We start from the raw sequence: 20,137 nt of genomic DNA on the forward strand, positions 1-20,137 counted from the left end.
TCCGGATTACCAACCCGGCCTGTAAAGCGCAGGCCGGATTATCACCCCCACCTGTATAGCTATAGCCGGACGAGACAGCATGGCACTTTAGCTCAACCCGGCCCTGGTCCCGTTTAGCCATTGCTCAAAGAGACTTAATTGAGCCGTTGGTTGGCTAAGAGGCGGTGTAAATGTGCACTGTGCCTCGTCTACTGACTTCCGCATTTGCCTTACCTTCGGTATCAGGCAGCTGTTCTTCCCCGTGCAACCCCACCCCACCACGCCACCTACCCCCGTTTCGCTCACGCCGCCCCCGCGGCGCTCGGGCAAGCGCACCCGGCGGGTGCGGGGCATTATTTTTCTGAAGGACGTGGCCGCGCTGGCTTTCACGGCTTTTGGGGGGCCGCAGGCGCACCTGGCTATGATGTTCCGGCTGCTGGTAGACAAGCGCCGCTACCTGAGTGCGGCCGAACTGCTGGAATTGCAGGCACTGTGCGCGCTGCTGCCTGGGCCCACCTCGACCCAAACCATCACCGTCATTGGCTTCCGGCTCGGCGGGCCCAACCTGGCCTACCTCACCCTGCTGGTCTGGGTGACGCCCGCCGTGACCCTGATGACGCTGGCCGGCCTCACCCTCAGCCACCTCGACCCCGCCCGGGTCGCGGCGCTGGTGCAGTTTGTGCAGCCCGTGGCGGTGGGCTTTGTGGCGTTCTCCGCCTACCGCATCGCCGAAAAAGTCATCCATACCAAAATGGCGGTGGCCCTGATGGTGGCTTCGGCCATGCTGGCCTACTTTTTCCAGCTGCCGTGGATGCTGCCGCTGCTGCTGCTAGCCGGCGGCGCCGTAACCACGGTGCGCTACCGCAAGCACGCCATCATTCAGGAGAAAAAGCCGCTGCGGGTGGAGTGGGCCAACTTCCTGCTTTGGCTGGGCATTCTGGTGGGGGCGGCCGTGCTGGGCCATTACACCCGGCTGTTGCCGGTGCGGCTCTTCGAGAACTTTTACCGCAACGGCTCCTTGGTATTTGGGGGCGGGCAGGTGCTGGCGCCGCTGCTGTACGCGGAGTTTGTGGAGTTTAAGCACTACCTCACGGGCCCGGAATTCCTGTCGGGGCTGGGGCTGGTGCAGGCCATGCCGGGCCCAAACTTTTCGATAGCCGCCTACATCGGCGCGCTGGCCATGCGGCCCGCGGGCGGGGCTGGCATGCAGGTGATGGGCGCGCTGGTGGGCACGGCGGGCATCTTTTTGCCGGGCACATTCCTCATCTTCTTCGTGATTCGGTTCTGGGACCGGCTACGGCAATACCGCGTGGTGCAGGCTTCGCTGGAAGGCATTAATGCCGTGAGTGCCGGGCTGGTGTGCGCGGCCACCTTCCTGCTGTATCACCCGCTGCCCGACACAATGATTGCCTTGCCGTTCCACCTGGGCCCCATCAATACCCTGCCCGTGAACCCGCTGCTGGTGGGCACCACCTTCCTGCTGCTGCTCTGGGAAAAAGTGCCGAGCGTCGCCATCATCGCGGCCGCCTTATTGGCCGGCGCCATGTTGAGCTAAATCGTTGGTTGAGCCAAAGTTATTGGGCCGTTTTTGCTTGAAATTAAAGTTGAGCTAACACCCGTAACAGTCCATGGCAGGCCGGTTCTTATTGCTTAGCTACGCGTGCTAAATAAGCTTCCCGCGCTTCTTCCAACTGCTCCACCAGGGTGGCCCGCTGGCTCAGCAGCTCTTTGCCCACGGCCGGGGCGCTGCGGAACAGGCGCAAGGCGCGAAGCCGGTCCAGGCGGGCCGTCAGCGTTTCCCAATAGCTCAGGGCGTAGAAGCCGCTAAGGGGCAGGCTCAGCACGTAGAGGGCCGTCAGGCGCCAGTCGTGGGTGAGCCAGTGCTGCACGGCGGCCGCTTGCAGGGTGTACGCCAGGGGAAACGTTAGCATGCCCATCACCAGCATGATGGGAGCCACAAACTCCACGTCTTTGGTCGCGCGTTGGGCTACCATGGAGGGCAGAATGTAGGGCAGGTAGTTGTTCAGCACGCCATACAGCCACACGGGTGCGCCAAACACCAGGTTGAGCAGGCCCACCACGGTGCCCCGCTGCTGGCTTTCGAGGGCATCGTCGGTGAGGCGGTAGCGGCGCAGGTTTTCCAGGTACGATTGGAACTGCAGGCGCATGGACACCAGCCGGGAAGGTGCGTGCTGCTCAAACCAGGCCAGGGCTTGCAACAGCGTCTGGCTCAGCTGGAAGTTGTCGTAGAGGGTAGAAGCGTCATCGTTCGGGTTGAGGTGGTCGCCAAACGTTCGCTCCACCTGCTGCACAAAGACATCTTCGGCCGCGTCCCGTGTGATGACCAGGCGCCGCTCCAGCGCTTCGCGTATCGCATCGGTGAGCTGGTCGGCAGCCGCTTCGGGGTCCTGGGCGTAGAGTTCGGCGTAGTCGGCCACCACAATGGGCGTGGCCACGTTGAGCAGCACGTCGGACCGAAAGCGCGAGGGGTCGAAGTAATTGATGGCAATGGGCACTACCCTCAGCCCCAGCTTGAAGTGATGCCGGGCCTCGGCGCCCAGGGCAATGCGAGCGGCGCCGGTTTTGAGGGGGCGTAGCCGGCGTTCGCTCACGCTGGAGCCCTCCGGAAAAATCATGATGGTGCCGCCCCCGCTCAGATAATCATAGCAGCGGCCGAAGCTGGCTTCGTTTTGGGCCGCTACCTGCTCGGCCGTAGCCGGGGCGCCGCCCACCTCGGCGTCGTGCCGCCGGTAGATGGGAATGGAGTTGCCCGATTCCATGATGGCCCGCAAAATGGGATTCTGGAAAAACGTGCTTTTGGCCAGAAAGGCCACTGGCTGCCGGCACTGGATGGCGGTCAGCAGCGGGTCCATCAGGGTGTTGGGGTGGTTGCCGGCAAACAGCAGCGGCCCGGGCAGATTCAGCCGGTCCCGGTGCCGTACCTCGATGTGCCGGAAAAATACCCGCAGGGCCACCTGCACCACTGGCTTGATAACGGTATAAAAGAGCATGGGCCAAAAGGGGTTAGAACCGCTAAGGTAGGGGCGCCGCCGGTGCACCAGCGTGCTCCGGTAAGTGCAAAAAAAATCGCCGCCCTGCCCGAAGGCATGGCGGCGACTAATACACTTGGGCAGTGCGGAGCCGGTTTAGCGCTTGGCTTTTGCTTTGGCCCGCTTTTCGGCCGCTTTGGCTTTCTCCTCCGCCAGCTTGGCCTTGGCCTTGTCCTTGCGCTCCTTTTCTTCTTCCATTTTCTTGCGCTTGCCGGGGTATCTCAGGTCAAACGTCTTGATTTTGAGCAGGCTGTCGGCCTCAACAATCGACGCGCGGGTGGTAACGCGGCCGGTGAGCGATACCATGTCGCCCTCGTTCATTTGGGTCGTGGTGCCGTCGGTGGCGGTCACCAGGCCAGCGGGGGTAATGACAGTGCCATTAATCAGCTTCTTGTCGGCCGTGAGGGGGTTGGTAATGCCCAACTCGGTGAGCACGACCCGTCCTTTTTGCATGGTCAGGCCATCTTTGAGGCCCACGCCGGCATTAGCCGTCACGCGGGGCTTGGGGGCCACGCTGCCGGGGCGGCGTGGGGGTACGCGGGTTTGGGCCTGGGCGGCGGTGCCGGCCAGCAGCGCCACCAGTAGAATGCTATTAATGAGGAAGCGAGAATTCATAAGGAAGAGTTGAGGCAGAAAAAAAAGAAATAAAGGTTGAGTGGGTTAATAGCGCAATATACAATACTTTGTGCTAGCACTGGACCCGCCAACAATGTATTAGTGCAAAAGCAAGGCCAATTTTGCCCAAGCTGGCCTATTAACTTTCAGGGGCCGCATTCGTTCAATCAATTTCACCGGGGTAGGTTCGCCTGGTAATGGTGGCAACTGCTTTTTCGGTTGGTTAATATGAGCAACCTGGATACCTCAATCCCACCCGCTGCCGCTCGGTGTTGCTTCCGCCGCGAAGTGAATCGGCCGTTGGTTGAGCTGGAACGCGGACCAAAAACCGCTAGGCTGCCGCCGATATGGCCGCCCATCGGTGGAAGTTGCGCTATCGGCCACCATTGGGGCGAGTACCTCGTGTGCATATGACCCCGTCACCTCATCGCTCACCAACAAGATGGATTACAAAGACTATTACAAAGCGCTGGGTGTAGAAAAAACGGCCACAGCTGAGCAAATCAAAAAGGCTTACCGCAAGTTGGCCCGGCAGCATCACCCCGATGTGAACCCGAACGATAAGGGCGCGGAGCAAAAATTCAAGGAGATAAACGAAGCGAACGAGGTCCTCAGCGACCCGGAAAAACGAAAAAAGTACGACCAGTTTGGGGCCGACTGGCAGCGCTACCAGCAGCAGCCGAGTGGCGCGGGCCGCGGCGGCCAGCCCGGCGGTGGTTTCGACTGGAGCCAGTACACGCAGGGCGGCGGGGGCTTTGGCCAAGGCGGCCAGTTTGGCGAGGACGAAGACTTTTCCGACTTCTTTAGCTCGCTGTTTGGCGGCATGGGCGGGGGCGGGCGCCGGGCCGGAGGCGGCGGTAGCCGCCCCGGAGCCGGCGCCGACTACCAGGCCGAGCTGGAGCTGACCCTGGAGGAAGCTTACCACGGCGGGCCGCGCACCATCACGGTGAACGGCAAAAACCTGCGGCTCAACATTCAGCCCGGAGTGGCCGATGGCCAAACCATCCGGCTGCGCGACCAAGGCGGGCCCGGCCGCAACGGCGGGCCCAACGGCTCGCTGCTCATCACGTTCCGCATCAAGCCCGATGCCCGTTACGCCCGCACCGGCGACGACCTGACCCAGGACGTACCCGTAAGCATCTATAAGGCCCTGCTCGGTGGCGAGCAAACCGTCGAGACGCTCAGCGGGCCCGTCAAAATCAAGCTCAAGCCCGAAACCCAGAATGGCACCCGCCTACGCCTGCGCGGCAAGGGCTTCCCCGTTTATAAGCACCAGGGCCAGTTCGGCGACTTGTACCTGCGCCTGAACCTGACACTGCCCCAGCACCTGACGCCGCAGGAAAAAGAGTTGATACAGCAGCTGGCTGCCCTCCGGCCCGAAGACTAACCCCTATGTTTCGTTGCTATGGAAACGCACCTCCTCACCCTCACTTTTCAGGAATGCTCGACGCGCTACGGCCTGGGCCCGGCCGATTTGCAGGAGTTTTTGCAAGCCGGTTTGCTGCGTTTGGCCTCCACTCCCGAAACCATCATCGTAGATGAGCCCGACGACTTGCCTCGCTTGGCCCGCCTGCACTACGAGCTGGGCCTCTCCCCGGAGGCGCTCGACATCGTGCTGACCATGCGGCAGCGGCTGGTGCGGCTCCAGGCCCGGCTGGAGTACGAAACTGCCCGCGCCCGCCAACTGGAAAACTTCGTGCGCGGGGCCGGGCCGCTACTGGAAGGCTAGCGCTGCCTTCTGAAAACCAACCAGCTTTTTGAAGCTACGCCACGGCCAGGGCCAGCAACAGCCCGCCCATGGTAGCGCTCAGCTTGGGCCAGTTGAGCCGATGCTCTGGGCTGGTTTCGAACAGGATGGTGGTGGAAACGTGCAGGAAATTGCCGGCCACCAGCCCTAGTAGTGCTGCGTACAAGCCCCCGCGAAGCAGTTCCGACAGCACCACGTAATTGCTGAACACAATGCCAACCGGCGAGGCCAGTGCAAACACCAGCAGCCACGGCCACACCCGCCGGAAGGCGCCCAGCCGCAGCCTAAGCAGCGTGGCTAGTGCAAAGGCGGCCGGCATGTGGTGCAGGGCCACGCCCACCACAATGGCGTAGAAGTTCTGGCTCATTTGCCCCACTTCCGGAGTGCGCACCAGGATGCTGCCTTCTAAAAAAGAGTGCACTACCAGCGCGGCCAGCAGCAGGAATGGCACCCGGCCGGCAGGGTCGTGGGGGCCGTGGGCCGCCTCGTGGTGTACGTGCCCATGCTCCACGCCCTGCGAAAGCACTTCGAGCAGCAGCTGCCCAAAAAAACCGGCCAGCACCCAGTACCCCACCCGTTCCGGGTGGGCCGGTAGCAGTTGCAGGGCTTCGGGCAAAATGTGCGTGACCGTCAGCGTAAAGAGGTACGCGCCGCTAAAGGCCAGCAGTGGCTTCAGCCACTGGCTGCCCCGTGCCACCGGCACCCATGCCGCCGCCGCGCCCGCGCCCAGCACCGTGAGCAGCAGCAAAAAAATAGCAAACCCCATGCAAAACAGAATGAGGAATGAAGAATGAAGAATGAGGAATAAAGGCGTTGGGCCGCACCGGCCAATTCCTCATTCCTCATTCCTCGTTCTTCATTCAAAGGAAAAATGCCAGCTCCCAGCAGACGCAAAGCGGCAGCTTTGCGACCGCCGGCCGGCGGGCAAAGCTGCCACCCAACTAGTTATTACAACGCGGCCGAAGCCCTAGCGCTGTATCTGATGGCCACTGGCGGCGGTGTCTTCCTGGGTCGACTTGCCGGCGTCGTGCAGCAGGCCGCGCTTGCGCAGGCCTTCCTCCGCGTTGGCCGTCATGGCCGACTTTGCCGAAGGAGCCGGGCGCTGGTCCAGGTCGGCCGACGAGCTGATGGGCTTGGTGATGGCACCGCCTTTGGCCTGGTTGGGGGCGTAGGCTGTATTCTGGTCGAAATTGTCGGTAGGGCGGGTGCCGGGCGCAACCAGGTCGGAGGAAACTTTGTCGTCGTCGCGCCAGTCGGAGGGCTCGCTGCTGCAGGAGGTCAGGGCCAGGGAGGCGGTGGCTACGGCCAGCAACAAGGTGTGGGTCAATTTCATCGGAGAAAAATTAGCAGGGTATGAAGTTCAGAGAAAAGCGGCAAGCGCCGGGTTGCTACTGGTTGCAAAACGAGGCTGAACCTTAAACGGTTGTGGCCGTGGCATCGGCCGGCAGCAGGTTCTTGCGGCGCAGCAGGGCCTCAAACAACTTCACGTCGTTGGGCGAATTGAAGATGCGCAGGGGCAAATGTAAAAACACGGGCACGTCGAACGTGCGCGCCAGCCACAGGCGCCAGGGCGCCAGGCCCTCGGGTGGCGTGCCGGGCTTGAGGTACAGCAGGTAGGCGTCGGCATCGCGGCGGGCGCGGCCCACCATGTCCCAGGTCAGCTGCATGGCTTTTTCGGGGCCCACGCGCAGCAACAGCTGCTTCTGGTCCATCTCAAAGTTCATGCGCTCAAACAACGGCTTGCTCTGCTCCATCTGCGTCACGCCCGTGACCTGGGCCGAGCGGAACAGCACAAACAGCAGCGTGAGCACCAGCGCCAGGGCCAGCCACCACCACGAATGCACAAAAATGGCCGGCAGCAGCCCAATGGCAAACGGAATCAAGGCGTACACCCAATCCTTTTTCCACACTTCGGCCATGGCCAGGCGGGTGTAGGTGTTGGTGTCAAACTGGGTTTTCTTGGTGCGAATGGCCAGCGGCGACGCTTGCTGTGCCTGGCGGAAGCCGCCGCCTCCACCACGTTGGTTGGGTTGGTTCATTAGTGATAATTAAGTTAGTAGCTGATTGCGGAGGAGTAATGGCTGGCCCCAAACGGAACAACATTCAGCTCCAAAACAATCACCAATTAGTATGCTTTCAAGCTCAAGTCCAGGCTTTTCACGGAATGGGTAAGGGCGCCTACCGATATGTAATCGACGCCGGTGCTGGCGACTTCGGCAATTGTTTGCTCGGTAATGCCGCCGCTGGCCTCGGTGGGGAAGCGGCCGCCGATGAGGGCCACGGCTTCGCGTAGCAGCTCGGGGCTCATATTGTCGAGCATGATGCGGTCGATGCCGCCCGCGTCCACGGCCTGCTCCACTTCTTCGAGGGAGCGGGTTTCAATTTCGATGGGCAGTTGCCGGCCGATTTTGCCTAGGTAGGCGTGGGTAGCGGCAATGGCCTGGGCAATGCCACCAGCATAATCGACGTGGTTGTCCTTCAGGATAATCATGTCGAAGAGCCCGTAGCGGTGGTTTACACCGCCGCCGATGAGCACGGCCCACTTCTCGCAAATGCGGAAGTTGGGGGTGGTTTTGCGGGTGTCGAGCAGCTTGGCCTTGGTGCCGGCCAGTAGCGTGTTCAGGTGGGCCGTATAGGTGGCAATGCCGCTCATGCGCTGCATGCAGTTGAGCACCAGGCGTTCGGCCGTAAGGATGCTGCGGGCGGGGCCTTCCACGGTGAAGGCGATGTCGCCGTGCTTCACGGGCGTGCCGTCGGCCAGGAGCGCCGTCATGGTGAGGGCCGGGTCCACTTCTTCAAAAATGAGGGGCGCCAGCGCCATGCCGGCCAGTATGCCTTCGCCCTTCACCAGCAGGTGGGCCCGGTTGCGGGCGTCGGCCGGAATGGAAGAAAGGGCCGAATGGTCCCCGTCGCCCACATCCTCGGCCAAAGCCGTGCGAATGAAGTTGGTCAGGGCTTCGGGCGTGAGATAGGAAGCAGTAGGGGTTTGCACAGGACAAAGGTACGGCCCTTGTCTTTGCGAATAAAACGTGGATTTCAGGCTGTTTTAAACCATGTGCTGAGCAACGAGAAGGCTGTGTGAAGCGCGCAGCCTGCTAATCGTTTGTCATGCTAATCGTCCGCCTGCTAATCGTCTGTCATGCTGACGAAGGAAGCATCTTATCACGTTTGAACAAGTCGTTCTGCGGTGATAAGATGCTTCCTTCGTCAGCATGACAGGCGATTGGATAACTAAATGAGCTAGAGAAGCGCTGGGAGTGCTTCTGGAGTTGAGCTAAAGTCTTGTTCCCTTTAGCCCAATTTAGCTGCTCACAAAAAAGCCCCGGCCTGAAAAGGTCGGGGCTCTGTATGCTTAATGAGGAAGGTTATTCTTTGGTAAAGTCCAGCGTATCAATCAGCGGGGCGCCACGGGAGGGCTTGAGCTTCACGAACACGCGATACGTACCGTTGCGGCCGATATAGCGGCCAATGGCGTATTGAATGCCCTCTTTGCTTTCGCCTTGGTGAATAAACTCGAAGCTGCTGGGGGTGTTCTTCGCAAAGAAGTCCTTGATGACAATCTCCGCCTGGGTGGAGTTGTAGCCTTGTTTGTCGCCGTCGAAGCCAACCTCAACGGTAGGGGCGAGGTACTGTGATAGTTCACGGGACGAGCCATTGCGCATGGCCGCGCGCACCGCTCCGAGGTTATCGGCCTGCGCGTGGGCCGCTACGGCGCCGAACAGAAAGAGCCAACCAAAGAATAGAGTCCTAAAAAAATAGCGTTTCATTAGTACAGGTATAAATGCGTCATCCGCGTCAGATTAAAAGCTAAAATGGTGCCAGGAAGTAAAAGGGCTGTTTGCCGGCCAATAAACCCGTGCAAAAAGAAAGGAAAGTTAAAGCAGCCACGAAGGTAGATAATCCCAACCCATAGGCAGGTCGGCCGTATCTTTGTGCCATGAATAAGCAGGTTTTATTGGTGATTCTGGATGGGTGGGGAATTCCCCAGAATTCGGCGGTGTCGGCCGTGGACGCGGCTAATACGCCGTTCTACAATGAGCTGTTGCAGCGGTATCCGCACAGCACCTTGCAGGCCTCCGGCGAGGCCGTGGGGCTGCCCGAGGGCCAGATGGGCAACTCGGAAGTCGGCCACATGAACATTGGGGCCGGCCGCGTGGTCAACCAGGAGCTGGTGCGCATCGGCAAATCCATTCGCGAGCGGAAATTGGGCCAAATGCCGGCGCTGGTGAAGGCGTTTGAGTACGCCATTGCCAACGACAAGCCGCTGCACCTGATTGGCTTGCTGTCCGATGGCGGCGTGCATTCGCACATCGACCACGTAAAAGCCCTCTGCACCATTGCCCACGAAGCGGGCGTGCGGCGCGTATTTGTGCACGCTTTCACCGACGGCCGCGACACCGACCCCAAGAGCGGGGTGCGCTTCGTGAACGAGCTGGAACAGTCCCTGGAACGCAGCGGCGCCAAAATCGCCTCGGTGGTGGGCCGCTATTATGCCATGGACCGCGACCAGCGCTGGGAGCGGGTGAAGGTGGCGTACGACCTGCTGGTGAACGGCATCGGTACCCCATCGCAAAACCTGATTCAAACCATTCAGGAGCAGTACCGCGAAGACATTACCGACGAATTCCTGAAGCCCATCGTGAAGGTGGGCGCCGACGGGCAGCCGCTGGCCACCATTCAGGAAGGCGACGTGGTGCTGTGCTTTAACTTCCGCACCGACCGCGGCCGCGAAATCACGGAGGTGCTGACCCAGCACGACATGCACGCGTTCCAGATGAAGCGGCTGAACCTGCATTACCTGACGCTGACGAACTACGACGACACCTTTGCGGGCGTGACGCCCATTTTCGAGAAAGACAACCTCAACAATACGCTGGGGGAAGTGCTGGCGGCGCACGGCAAAACCCAGATTCGCATTGCCGAAACCGAGAAGTACCCGCACGTCACGTTCTTCTTTTCGGGCGGCCGCGAAAACACGTTTGAAGGCGAAACGCGCATCCTCCGGGCCTCGCCCAAAGTAGCGACCTACGACCTGCAGCCCGAAATGAGTGCCCGCGACTTGGTGGAGGCCTTGGTGCCGGAGCTGCAAGCCAAGGCGGCTGACTTTGTGGTGCTGAACTTCGCCAACCCCGACATGGTAGGACACACCGGCGTGTTTGAGGCAGTGGTGAAAGCCGTGGAAACGACCGACGCCTGCTGCCGCGTGGTGGTGGAAACGGCCCTGGCCGCCGGCTATGCCTGCATCATCATCGCCGACCACGGCAACGCCGAGTTCATGCGTAACGCCGATGGCTCGCCCAACACGGCCCACACCACCAACCTGGTGCCCTGCATCCTGGCCGATAACGACTACGTGGGCACTCTGGCCAACGGCAAACTGGGCGACCTCGCGCCAACAATCCTGGAGCTGATGGGCGTGCCGCAGCCGCTGGAAATGACCGGCCAGAGCCTGTTGCGGCCCAGTGTTGCGCCTGCGCCGAATGCGTAATCGCATGGCTCCGCTGCATCGGGCTTCGTGGTGGGCGTGGGTGGCCAGCGCCTTGCTGCTGGGCGGCTGCGGCGACGCCAGTCCCGCGGCACCGGCCGCCCGCCGCCCGCTCTACTTTGATGTAAAAGGCCTGCTCACGCAGCAGGTGGAGCAGCTGGCCCGGCGCCGGGCAGCCGTCACCAAGCGCGTGAGCCTGCGCGGCAACGCCCCCGAAACCGTGCGCGTGCCCGCCGTAAAGTGGGCCGATGAGCTGCAGATTTTCTTTCAGGCAGACATCAACAAAGCGGCCCTGCGCGGCGCCTACGCCGTGGATTCGGTGGCGCTGCCCGGTGGGCTGCTGCGCCGCACCTATACCCGCCTGCCCGGCCAGCCCAACGCTCCGGTGGCCCGGCTAACGGTGGTGCAGCAAGGGGCCGTAGCTCAGGAAGTATCCGCTACTATTGTCCAAAACAACCCGCTGTTTTCGGCCCAGAAGCAGCTGCGCTTCCAGCTGCAAAACGGGCAGCTACGCCATTACGAAGTGGTGGGAACCCAGAAGCTGGTGCTGTTCGACACGCTGCGCTACGCCGCGGCGGGGCAAGTAGAATAAGCCGCAGCTATTTGTGCTCATAGGCGCCCAAGCTGGGCTGGCTGGGGCGCGGCAGGTTGCGCAAATCCTTGGCGAGCACCGGGGCTACTGGTGTGCGCCGGGGCGTAGTAGCCGGCGATTTATCCTGCAGGGTATAATCCGGGTCGACAAAGGAGGTGCGTTTGAAGGCTGGGTCCACGTTGAGCAGGTTGACTCCGGCGGTGCCAACGACGCTGGGCGTGGTGGCGTAGAGCTTGGTGCGCAGCAGCGAGTTGCGGATGCTGAGCGTGGTGGCGTAGTCGGCGTAGTTTATTACCTGCAGCTCGTCTTCAAACGAGCCCCAGACGATGGAATTCTGCAGGTTCAGCGTGAGTGGCAGCTTTACCTGGGGGTTGTAAGGACTTTCGTTACTGAACGTGAGCGAGGCCGTTTCACGCAGGAAGGCCGGCGAGTAGTTGGCGATGGTGCAGAAGTTGAGGTTATACACCCCGCCGCCCACGCCCAGCACGGCAAACTCGCCGCAGTTGGTAAACAGGCAGTTGTTGGCCGTCACGCTGCCCGAGTAGCTGATGATGCCGCCCCCGGAAGCGGCCGTGGTGTTGGCGAAGGAAAGCTTGGCGCCGGAAATGTTGCGGATAACCGAATTCTCAATGGTCAGGCTCGGGTGGGGCAGGGTAATGCTTTCCGGGCTGATGAGCAGGGCGCCGAAAGTGGCATTTTTGATTTCCGCGTAGCGAATGCGGTTGTTCTTGCTGGTTTCGGTGAACACGATGCCGCCCCACTGGCCCGGGGCCTCGGCGTAGTACGGCTCGAGCCGGTCGGCCTGGAAGCGCACGATGTTGGCGTTGGTGGCCTTCACCGTGTCGGTGGGTACAAAGGCCGCGGGCTCGGTTAAGTCATTTACCAGCAAGGTGCCATCGACTTGCAGATAGGCACCGGCGTGCGAGTAGATGCGGGCGCCCTTGGGAATGCGCAGCGTAACGCCCTGTGCCACCACCACGCCCACGGTATAGGTTTTGCCCTGGCTCACGTAGGGGCTGTTGATGATGACGTGGGGCTTGTCGGTGGCCCAGGTCGTGTTCGTGCGGATGATGTCGGCGCGGTGGAAGTAGGCGTTCTGGCCGTAGGCCACCAGCTTCACGTTCTGGTCAGTGCCGTTGGTGCGGAAGCGCAGCTCGTCGGTGACGAGGAACTGCTTGGGCGAAGTGGCTTGGCCGTTGTCGCCCACTACGGCCCGCACCAGCACCAGCAGGCTGTCTTTGCCCCGGATGGTCACGCCCTGCGCCGAGGGGCGGGCATCACCGTTGATAACCACCGAAAACGCCGTGCCCGCGATGCCAGCCAGGTTAATGTCCGTCTTCACCGCGCCGCCGTTGCGGTTGTAAACCCACAAGCGTTTCGTCACCGTTTTGATGGTCGTAAACACCGTATCAAACAGGACCGTGTCCGTCCGGAATTCCGACCTGAACTCGAGGCTGCCGGAGGTTTGCACCAGGTCTTCTTTCGGCTCGCAGCCAGGCAGGAAAGCGAGCAGGCAGCTCAGAACAATAAATAGCGGGAAGAGGTGGCGCATGAAGGAGCGTAGAACCGAAGGGGAGCGCAAGTAACGGCAAGTCAGCTGGAAAAGTATTGCCGGCTGGAACCGCCCGTTGGACAGCGTTCCACAAGCCATTTAGCTCAATTTTTCTTGAGCAAAAATATCCCCTCCGGTCTACGGAGGGGATATTTTTGTTCGGCTATTACTTCGTTACGCCTTCCTGCAGGCGCTCGGCGCTTTCGGCAATGCGGAGCTGCTCCACAAAGTCGTCGATGTTGCCTTCCATGACGCTGGACAGGTTATACACCGTGTAGCCGATGCGGTGGTCGGTCACGCGGCCCTGGGGGTAGTTGTAGGTGCGGATTTTATCCGAGCGGTCGCCGCCGCCAATCATGCTTTTGCGCACGAGGCCGTCGGCTTCGTTCTTCTTGGCCAATTCCATGTCGTACACGCGGGAGCGCAGCACGGCCAGTGCCTTGTCGAAGTTCTTGAGCTGCGACTTCTGGTCCTGGCACTGGGCCACGAGGCCAGAGGGCAAGTGGGTGAGGCGCACGGCCGAATACGTCGTGTTTACCGACTGGCCGCCGGGGCCGCTGGAGCAGAAATAATCCTTGCGGATGTCGCTCATGTTCAGCTCCACGTCGAATTCCTCCACTTCCGGAATAACCACAATGGATGCCACGCTGGTGTGGATGCGGCCCTGGGTTTCGGTGGCCGGCACGCGCTGCACGCGGTGCACGCCGCTCTCAAACTTAAGCTTGCCGTACACGTCTTCGCCGCGCACGGCCACGATGATTTCTTTGTAGCCGCCGGCCGTGCCTTCCATGGCGTCAATCAGCTCCATTTTCCAGTTCTGCTTTTCGGCGAAGCGCATGTACATGCGCTGCAGGTCGCCGGCAAAAATGGCGGCTTCGTCGCCGCCCGCGCCGGCCCGGATTTCCATGATGACATCTTTCGAGTCGTTGGGGTCCTTGGGCAGCAGCAGGTCTTTAATAACGTCTTCGAGGCGCTCCTGCTCGGGCAGCAGCTCGTCGAGCTCGTCCTTGGCCATCTGGCGGAAGTCCTCGTCCTTTTCGGTCGAGATTACCTGGCGGGCATTTTCGATGTTGCTGAGCACGCCCTGGTAATTGCGATATTCAGTTACAATTTTCCCCAGTTCTTTATATTCTTTGTTGAGCGCTTTATAGCGCTTCAGGTCCGACATGACGTCGGGCTGCATCAGTTCCTCGTTTACATTATTGTAGCGCTGGCTGATGGCTTCTAGTTTATCAAGCATCGGTGTTCGGTAATTAGTCTGTAGTTTGCAAAGGTACTGAATTCAAACACCGCCGTTTGGCCTGGACGTTCCTTCAGAACCATTACCTAACATCTGCCCTGAAGTCCGAGTTTATGCAAGTGTTAAAATTCGGGGGTACCTCCGTTGCCTCCGCCGAAAATATTCGAAAATCGATTGCCATCGTAGCCACGGCTGCGGGCCAGGGAGAAGTGGTAATGGTGGTATCCGCGCTGGGCGGCACCACCGATGCGCTGATTGGCGCCGGCCGGGCCGCGGCCTCCGCCGACCCCGCTTATAGCGAAGCCCTCAACCAGCTGCAGCACCGCCACATAGCGGCGGCCCAGGCGCTGCTGGATGGCGGCGTGCAAAAGTCCGAGGCCGATGCCATTACCGTGCAATTTGTGGAGCTGCGGCGGTTTTGCGACGGCATTTTTGCCTTGGGCGAATTGTCGGCCCGCACGCTGGATAAGCTCATGAGCTACGGCGAGCTGCTGTCGTCGCGGCTGGTAGCGGCCGCGGCCAAATCCCAAGGCCTGGACGCCGTGTGGGCCGACGCCCGGCAGCTGATTCGCACCAATTCCCGCTTCGGCACCGCCGAGGTGAATACGGCGGCCACCGAGCAGCAGGTAGCCGCGTTCCGGGCCAAAAACCCAGGCAAAGTGTGGGTGGTGCCAGGGTTCATCGGGTCCGATGGGTACGGCGTGACCACGACGTTGGGCCGGGGCGGCTCCGACTACACTGCCGCCCTGCTGGCCGCCGCGCTCAACGCCGACGTGCTGGAAATCTGGACCGACGTGAGCGGCATGATGACCGCCGACCCGCGCCTAGTGCGCGGCGCGCGGCCTATCGACCGCATTTCGTACCAGGAGGCCATGGAGCTGTCGCACTTTGGCGCCAAGGTGCTCTACCCGCCCACCATTCAGCCCGTGATGCGGCGCGGCATTCCGCTCTGGATAAAAAATACCTTCGCGCCGGCAGACTACGGCACGCTGGTGGAGGTGAAGCCGCCCCGCACGGCGGCCGTGGTGCAGGGCATTTCTAGCATCGGCAACCTCACGCTGCTCAACCTGGAAGGCAGCGGCATGGTGGGCATTCCCGGCTTTTCGATGCGGCTGTTTGCGGCCCTGGCCCGCGAGCGCATCAACGTGGTACTCATCACCCAGAGCTCGTCGGAGCACTCCATTTGCGTGGGGGTAAACGAAGCCGACACGGCCACGGCCCAGGTAGCCGTGGATGAGGAGTTTGCGGTAGAAATTGCGGCGGGCCGCATCGAGCCGCTGCGTCCCGAGCGGGAGCTGGCCATTGTGGCACTGGTGGGCGAAAACATGAAGGACCACCCCGGCATCAGCGGCAAGCTGTTTGGGGCCCTGGGCCAGAACGGCGTGAACATCCGGGCCATTGCCCAGGGCGCTTCGGAGAAGAATATTTCGACCGTGATTCGGGCCGCCGACGTGCGCAAGGCCATTAACGTGCTCCACGAGGCCTTTTTTGAAGCCACCTACAAGCAGGTCAACCTCTTTATTCTGGGCCCCGGCAACGTGGGCAGCAAGCTTCTCGAGCAGCTGGCACATCAGCAGCAGCACTTGCTCGAAAAGCTGGGCTTGCAGGTGCGGGTGGTGGCCATTGCCAGCAGCCGCCACTGCATCGTGAACGAGCAGGGGCTGGACCTGACTGCCTGGCCCGCCGAGCTGGCCGACGCCCCGCCGCAGAGCCTGGAAGAGTTTACCCAGCTCATCATCAGCCGCAACCTGCGCAATTCCATCTTCGTGGACGTGACGGCCAACCCCGCCGCGGCCAACTGCTACGCCCACCTGCTGGAAAAAAGCATCGCCGTGGTGGCCTGCAACAAGGTGGCCTGCTCTTCAGACTACGCCCACTACGCGCGCCTCAAAAGCCTGTCGACGGAGTTCAACGCCAGCTTCCTGTTTGAAACCAACGTGGGCGCCGCCCTGCCCATCATCGGCACCCTCAACGACCTCACGCGCAGCGGCGACGTGGTGCGGCGCATGCAGGCCGTGCTCTCGGGCACGCTCAACTTCGTCTTTAATAACTACGACGGCACCCGGCCCTTCGCCGAGGTGGTGCGCCAGGCCCAGACCGAAGGCTACACCGAGCCCGACCCGCGCCTCGACCTGAGCGGCAGCGATGTGGCCCGCAAAATCCTGATTCTGGCCCGCGAAGCCGGGGAAGTGATGGAAATGAGCGACATCGAAATCGACACCTTTCTGCCCCCGGCCTGCCTCGACGGCGACGTGGAAGCCTTCTATACCCAGATGGCCGCGCACGAAGCCCACTTCCGGGCGCTATACGACGAGGCCACCGCGGCGGGAAAGCGCCTGAAATTTGTGGCGCGCTATTCTGACGGGCACGCCGCCGTGGGCCTGCAGCAGGTAGCGCCGGGCCACGATTTGTACGACCTGCGCGGCAAAGACAACGTGGTCCTCTTCTACACCGACCGGTACGTGGAGCAGCCGCTCGTGGTGAAAGGCGCTGGCGCCGGCGCCGAAGTCACCGCCTCGGGCGTATTCGCCGACATTGTCCGCGCTGCGCGGGTGTAAATCAGTGAACAATTATCAGTGAGCAGTTAACAATGCATACTGCTCACTGGTAACTGACAACTGTTAATTGTTTACTGAAAATATGCCCGATTCCGTTCTCGTTCACTCACCCGCTACCCTTTCCAACCTGGGCTGCGGCTTCGATGTGCTGGGCCTGGCCCTGGCCGCTCCCTACGATACCATCCGCATGCGGCGCACTGCCACGCCGGGCGTGTGCATCCGGCACCTCGATGGCTATAACCTGCCCACCGACCCCACCCGCAACGTGGCCGGCGTGGCCCTGCTGGCGCTCCTGCGGGAAGTGCCGGAAGAAGTCGGGTTCGATGTCGAAATCACCAAAGGCATTATGCCCGGCAGTGGCGTAGGCAGCAGCTCGGCCAGTGCCGCGGGCGCCGTGGTGGCAGCCAACGCGTTGTTGGGCAACCGCTTTACCAAAATGGAGCTGATTGACTTCGCCATGGCCGGCGAGGCCGTGGCCTCCGGCGCACGCCACGCCGACAACATCGCGCCGGCCATTTTTGGCGGATTCACCGTGGTGCGGGCCCTGGAGCCGGCCATTGACATTGTGGCCCTGCCCGCGCCGCCCATGTGGGTGGCCGTGGTGCACCCCCAAATTGAAGTGAAAACCAGTGAGTCGCGCAAAGTGCTGCCAGCCGCGGTGCCGCTGGGGCTGGCCGTGCGCCAGTGGGCCAACGTAGCCGGGCTGGTATCGGGCTTTCTCACGGCGGATTATGAGCTGATTGGCCGCTCGCTGGAAGATTACATCGTGGAGCCGGCCCGGCAGGCGCTCATTCCGGGTCTGGCTGAGGCGCGGAGACGGGCGCTGGCCGCCGGGGCCATCGGGGGCGGCATTTCCGGCTCAGGCCCATCCATTTTCATGCTTAACAAAACCGAGGCCATTGCGCAGGCGGTAGGGGAGGCGCTCGGCAGTGTTTTTGCGGAGCTGGGCATTGAGTTCAAAACCTACGTGGGGCCTGTGGGAACGGAAGGGGCTAAGGTTATTTGTGAATCGTAAGGTTTATAGTGAAGAACGTCATGCAGAGCGCAGCGAAGCATCTCGCCCGCTTCGTTGTGCCAATTGATTACTGCGGCACGCGAGATGCTTCGACTTCGCTCAGCATGACCGTTTAACGTGTCGTTGTTCCTGATAAATGTTAGCTGTTAATTGTTAAATGAAATACTACAGCCTCCGCCACCAGTCGCCGCGGGTTGACTTTCGCACCGCCGCCGTAACCGGGCAGGCGCCCGATGGCGGCCTGTATTTCCCCGAATCCATCCCGAAGTTTCCGGCGGGCTTTGTGCGCGAGCTGCGCAGCCTGAGCAAAGCCACGGTGGCCCTGAACGTGATGCGGCCCTACGTGGGCAGCACCATGCCCGACAGCGACTTGCAGCGCATTTGCGCCGAAGCAGTAGACTTTGACTTCCCGCTGGTGCCCGTGGAGCCGGGCGTGACGGCGCTGGAGCTGTTTCACGGGCCCACGCTGGCTTTTAAAGATGTGGGCGCGCGGTTTATGAGCCGCTGCCTGGGCTACTTTGCCCAACGCGGCGACACGCCGCCCGTGACGGTGCTGGTGGCCACGTCCGGCGACACAGGCGGTGCGGTGGCCAGCGGCTTTCTGGGCGTGCCGGGCGTGGAGGTGGTGATACTCTACCCCTCGGGCAAGGTGAGCCCGGTGCAGGAGCAGCAGCTCACTACCCTGGGCCAAAACATCACCGCCCTCGAAGTAGACGGCACCTTCGACGATTGCCAGGCCTTGGTGAAGCAGGCGTTCCGCGACCCGGATTTAGCCCAACGGCGCTATCTCACCTCGGCCAACTCCATCAACGTGGCCCGGTGGCTGCCGCAGCAGCTCTACTACTGCTTTGCCTGGCAGCAGTGGCCGGCTACGGCGCCCGCGCCGGTGGTGTCGGTGCCCAGCGGCAACTTCGGCAACCTGTGCGCCGGCTTGCTGGCGCAGGCCTCGGGGCTGCCGTTGGGCCATTTTATTGCCGCCTGCAACGCCAACGACCCCGTGCCGGTGTACCTGCGCACCGGCCATTTTACGGCCCGCTCCGCCGTGGCCACGTTCTCAAACGCCATGGACGTGGGCAACCCCAGCAACTTTGCGCGCATTCTGGAACTGTTCGACAACGACCTGGGCAAGATGCGGGCGGCCCTGAGCGCCGATACCGTGACCGATGCCGAAACCGTGGCCGCCATTCGGCAGGTCTGGGCCAAGGATGGCTACCTGCTGGACCCGCACGGCGCCGTGGCCTACACCGCCTTGCGCCGCTACCAGGAGCAGCACGCCGCGGCCGATGGGCTGATTCTGGCCACGGCCCACCCCGTTAAATTCCCCGACGTAGTGGAGCCGATTCTGGGCCACGCCATTCCGCTGCCCGCGGCGGTGCAGCACCTGCAGGGCCGGCCCAAACGAAGTATCCCGCTGGCGGTTGATTACGAACAACTCAAAGCCTATCTGATGGCGTAGGAACGGGCCGCGGCGCGTTCCCCGTTTCTTCGACTGCATGCAAACCTTGATGTCAAACCCCCTTTTTCGCCTCTTCAACTTGCTGCGCCCGGCAGCCAGTCGCGCCGGAAAGCGCAGCTCCCTTGTGCTGGCCGTGGCCCTGGCGGCCACCAGCTGCCGCCCCGACCAAATTGAGCACCTCAAGGACAGCAAGCGCATCGGCATCGAAGCCGAGAACTGGGAAGTGAAGCGCATCATGCCCAAAGACCTGCTGCACGCCACCCGGTGGGCCGGCGACTCGCTCAGCGCCACGGCCGATACGCTGCTGCGCCGAACCCTGGCCCGTGAGCTCGCTGCGGGCGGCGTGGCCCGGGCGGCCGCGTTTTGCAAGCCGGAAACCTACCCATTCGTGGATTCGCTGGCGGGCGTACTCAAGGCCACGCCCCGCCGCGTGAGCGAGCGGCCCCGCAACCCCGCGCACCGCGGCGTGCTGCCGGCCGGCGAAATGCGCACCGACACCACCCGCACCATCTCGCGCGAGTCGCAGGAAGTGTTTTTCTACCAGCGGCCCATTGTGCTCAATAATGCCCTCTGCTTGCGCTGTCACGGCGAAATCGGCAAAGACATTGCCCCCGCCGACTACGCCCTCATCCAGAAGCAGTACCCGCAGGACCAGGCCACCGGCTATCGCTTGGGCCAGCAGATGGGCGCCTGGCAAATGAGCCTGCGGCGCGACGGCGTGGCCGAGTTCTGGACCATGAAGACGCGCAAAAAGTGGAAGGAACACAAGATGCCCAAGCTGTTTTGAGCCGGCCTCGACTTTTGCGCGGCTAACTGCGTATGGAGCCTACTTCACGCAGTTCTGGTTA

Annotated in this window: 18 protein-coding genes; 9 read left to right on the forward strand and 9 right to left on the reverse strand. The window is 61.8% G+C overall.

The features are described 5' to 3' along the window. Positions 1-241 precede the first annotated feature (241 nt). A complete protein-coding gene (gene chrA, locus LJ738_RS13605; protein ID WP_410779921.1) occupies positions 242-1,534 on the forward strand; it encodes a chromate efflux transporter in 1,293 nt (430 codons plus the stop codon). Positions 1,535-1,622: 88 nt separating this feature from the next. Here chrA and LJ738_RS13610 read toward each other — a convergent pair whose 3' ends face one another. Next, a complete protein-coding gene (locus LJ738_RS13610; protein ID WP_227786955.1) occupies positions 1,623-2,990 on the reverse strand; it encodes a lysophospholipid acyltransferase family protein in 1,368 nt (455 codons plus the stop codon). 135 nt (positions 2,991-3,125) lie between these two features. Continuing rightward, complete coding sequence (locus tag LJ738_RS13615) at positions 3,126-3,644, reverse strand: DUF6799 domain-containing protein (protein ID WP_227786956.1); 519 nt, start codon at positions 3,642-3,644, stop codon at positions 3,126-3,128. A 442-nt stretch (positions 3,645-4,086) separates the two neighbouring features. Between LJ738_RS13615 and LJ738_RS13620 the strand changes: the two genes are divergently transcribed. Further along, positions 4,087-5,031: a DnaJ C-terminal domain-containing protein gene (locus LJ738_RS13620; protein ID WP_227787067.1), complete on the forward strand. Its 945-nt coding sequence runs from the start codon at positions 4,087-4,089 to the stop codon at positions 5,029-5,031. 18 nt (positions 5,032-5,049) lie between these two features. Further along, positions 5,050-5,373 (forward strand): chaperone modulator CbpM, encoded by a 324-nt coding sequence (locus LJ738_RS13625; RefSeq protein WP_227786958.1) that lies wholly within the window; start codon positions 5,050-5,052, stop codon positions 5,371-5,373. A 34-nt stretch (positions 5,374-5,407) separates the two neighbouring features. Here the strand turns inward: LJ738_RS13625 and LJ738_RS13630 are convergent, their stop codons facing one another. The 5 genes from LJ738_RS13630 to LJ738_RS13650 form a co-directional block, all read right to left on the reverse strand. Next, positions 5,408-6,157 (reverse strand): ZIP family metal transporter, encoded by a 750-nt coding sequence (locus LJ738_RS13630; RefSeq protein WP_227786960.1) that lies wholly within the window; start codon positions 6,155-6,157, stop codon positions 5,408-5,410. Between the two features lie 201 nt (positions 6,158-6,358). Further along, positions 6,359-6,724, reverse strand: coding sequence for a hypothetical protein (locus LJ738_RS13635; protein WP_227786961.1), 366 nt, complete (start codon positions 6,722-6,724; stop codon positions 6,359-6,361). Between the two features lie 82 nt (positions 6,725-6,806). Next, on the reverse strand, positions 6,807-7,430 hold the full coding sequence (locus LJ738_RS13640) for a hypothetical protein (protein ID WP_227786963.1): 624 nt from the start codon (positions 7,428-7,430) through the stop codon (positions 6,807-6,809). Positions 7,431-7,516: 86 nt separating this feature from the next. Next, a complete protein-coding gene (nadC, locus tag LJ738_RS13645; RefSeq protein WP_227786965.1) occupies positions 7,517-8,383 on the reverse strand; it encodes a carboxylating nicotinate-nucleotide diphosphorylase in 867 nt (288 codons plus the stop codon). A 373-nt stretch (positions 8,384-8,756) separates the two neighbouring features. Next, on the reverse strand, positions 8,757-9,158 hold the full coding sequence (locus tag LJ738_RS13650; RefSeq protein WP_227786967.1) for a DUF4783 domain-containing protein: 402 nt from the start codon (positions 9,156-9,158) through the stop codon (positions 8,757-8,759). Between the two features lie 170 nt (positions 9,159-9,328). Between LJ738_RS13650 and gpmI the strand changes: the two genes are divergently transcribed. Both gpmI and LJ738_RS13660 read left to right on the forward strand, forming a co-directional pair. Next, on the forward strand, positions 9,329-10,879 hold the full coding sequence (gene gpmI / locus LJ738_RS13655) for a 2,3-bisphosphoglycerate-independent phosphoglycerate mutase (protein WP_227786969.1): 1,551 nt from the start codon (positions 9,329-9,331) through the stop codon (positions 10,877-10,879). Positions 10,880-10,883: 4 nt separating this feature from the next. Further along, positions 10,884-11,468 (forward strand): hypothetical protein, encoded by a 585-nt coding sequence (locus LJ738_RS13660; protein WP_227786971.1) that lies wholly within the window; start codon positions 10,884-10,886, stop codon positions 11,466-11,468. A gap of 7 nt (positions 11,469-11,475) precedes the next feature. On the opposite strand, the gene LJ738_RS13665 is transcribed toward LJ738_RS13660, so the two are convergent. Further along, the gene (locus tag LJ738_RS13665; protein WP_227786973.1) at positions 11,476-13,020 is read right to left on the reverse strand and encodes a hypothetical protein; all 1,545 of its coding nucleotides are present in this window, start codon (positions 13,018-13,020) and stop codon (positions 11,476-11,478) included. A gap of 166 nt (positions 13,021-13,186) precedes the next feature. Next, positions 13,187-14,260, reverse strand: a complete 1,074-nt coding sequence (gene prfA, locus LJ738_RS13670; protein ID WP_068189992.1) for a peptide chain release factor 1 — start codon at positions 14,258-14,260, stop codon at positions 13,187-13,189. 113 nt (positions 14,261-14,373) lie between these two features. On the opposite strand from prfA, the gene thrA reads away from it, so the two are divergent. The 4 genes from thrA to LJ738_RS13690 all read left to right on the forward strand — a co-directional run bounded on the left by thrA (position 14,374) and on the right by LJ738_RS13690 (position 20,076). Then, a complete protein-coding gene (gene thrA, locus LJ738_RS13675; RefSeq protein ID WP_227786975.1) occupies positions 14,374-16,818 on the forward strand; it encodes a bifunctional aspartate kinase/homoserine dehydrogenase I in 2,445 nt (814 codons plus the stop codon). An 82-nt stretch (positions 16,819-16,900) separates the two neighbouring features. After that, positions 16,901-17,833, forward strand: a complete 933-nt coding sequence (locus LJ738_RS13680; RefSeq protein ID WP_227786977.1) for a homoserine kinase — start codon at positions 16,901-16,903, stop codon at positions 17,831-17,833. A 157-nt stretch (positions 17,834-17,990) separates the two neighbouring features. Then, positions 17,991-19,289 (forward strand): threonine synthase, encoded by a 1,299-nt coding sequence (gene thrC / locus LJ738_RS13685; RefSeq protein WP_227786979.1) that lies wholly within the window; start codon positions 17,991-17,993, stop codon positions 19,287-19,289. Positions 19,290-19,338: 49 nt separating this feature from the next. Further along, positions 19,339-20,076: a c-type heme family protein gene (locus tag LJ738_RS13690; protein WP_227786981.1), complete on the forward strand. Its 738-nt coding sequence runs from the start codon at positions 19,339-19,341 to the stop codon at positions 20,074-20,076. Positions 20,077-20,137 lie beyond the last annotated feature (61 nt).

It is taken from the genome of Hymenobacter plasmatis (genome assembly GCF_020711255.1).
Classification (GTDB): Bacteria; Bacteroidota; Bacteroidia; order Cytophagales; family Hymenobacteraceae; genus Hymenobacter.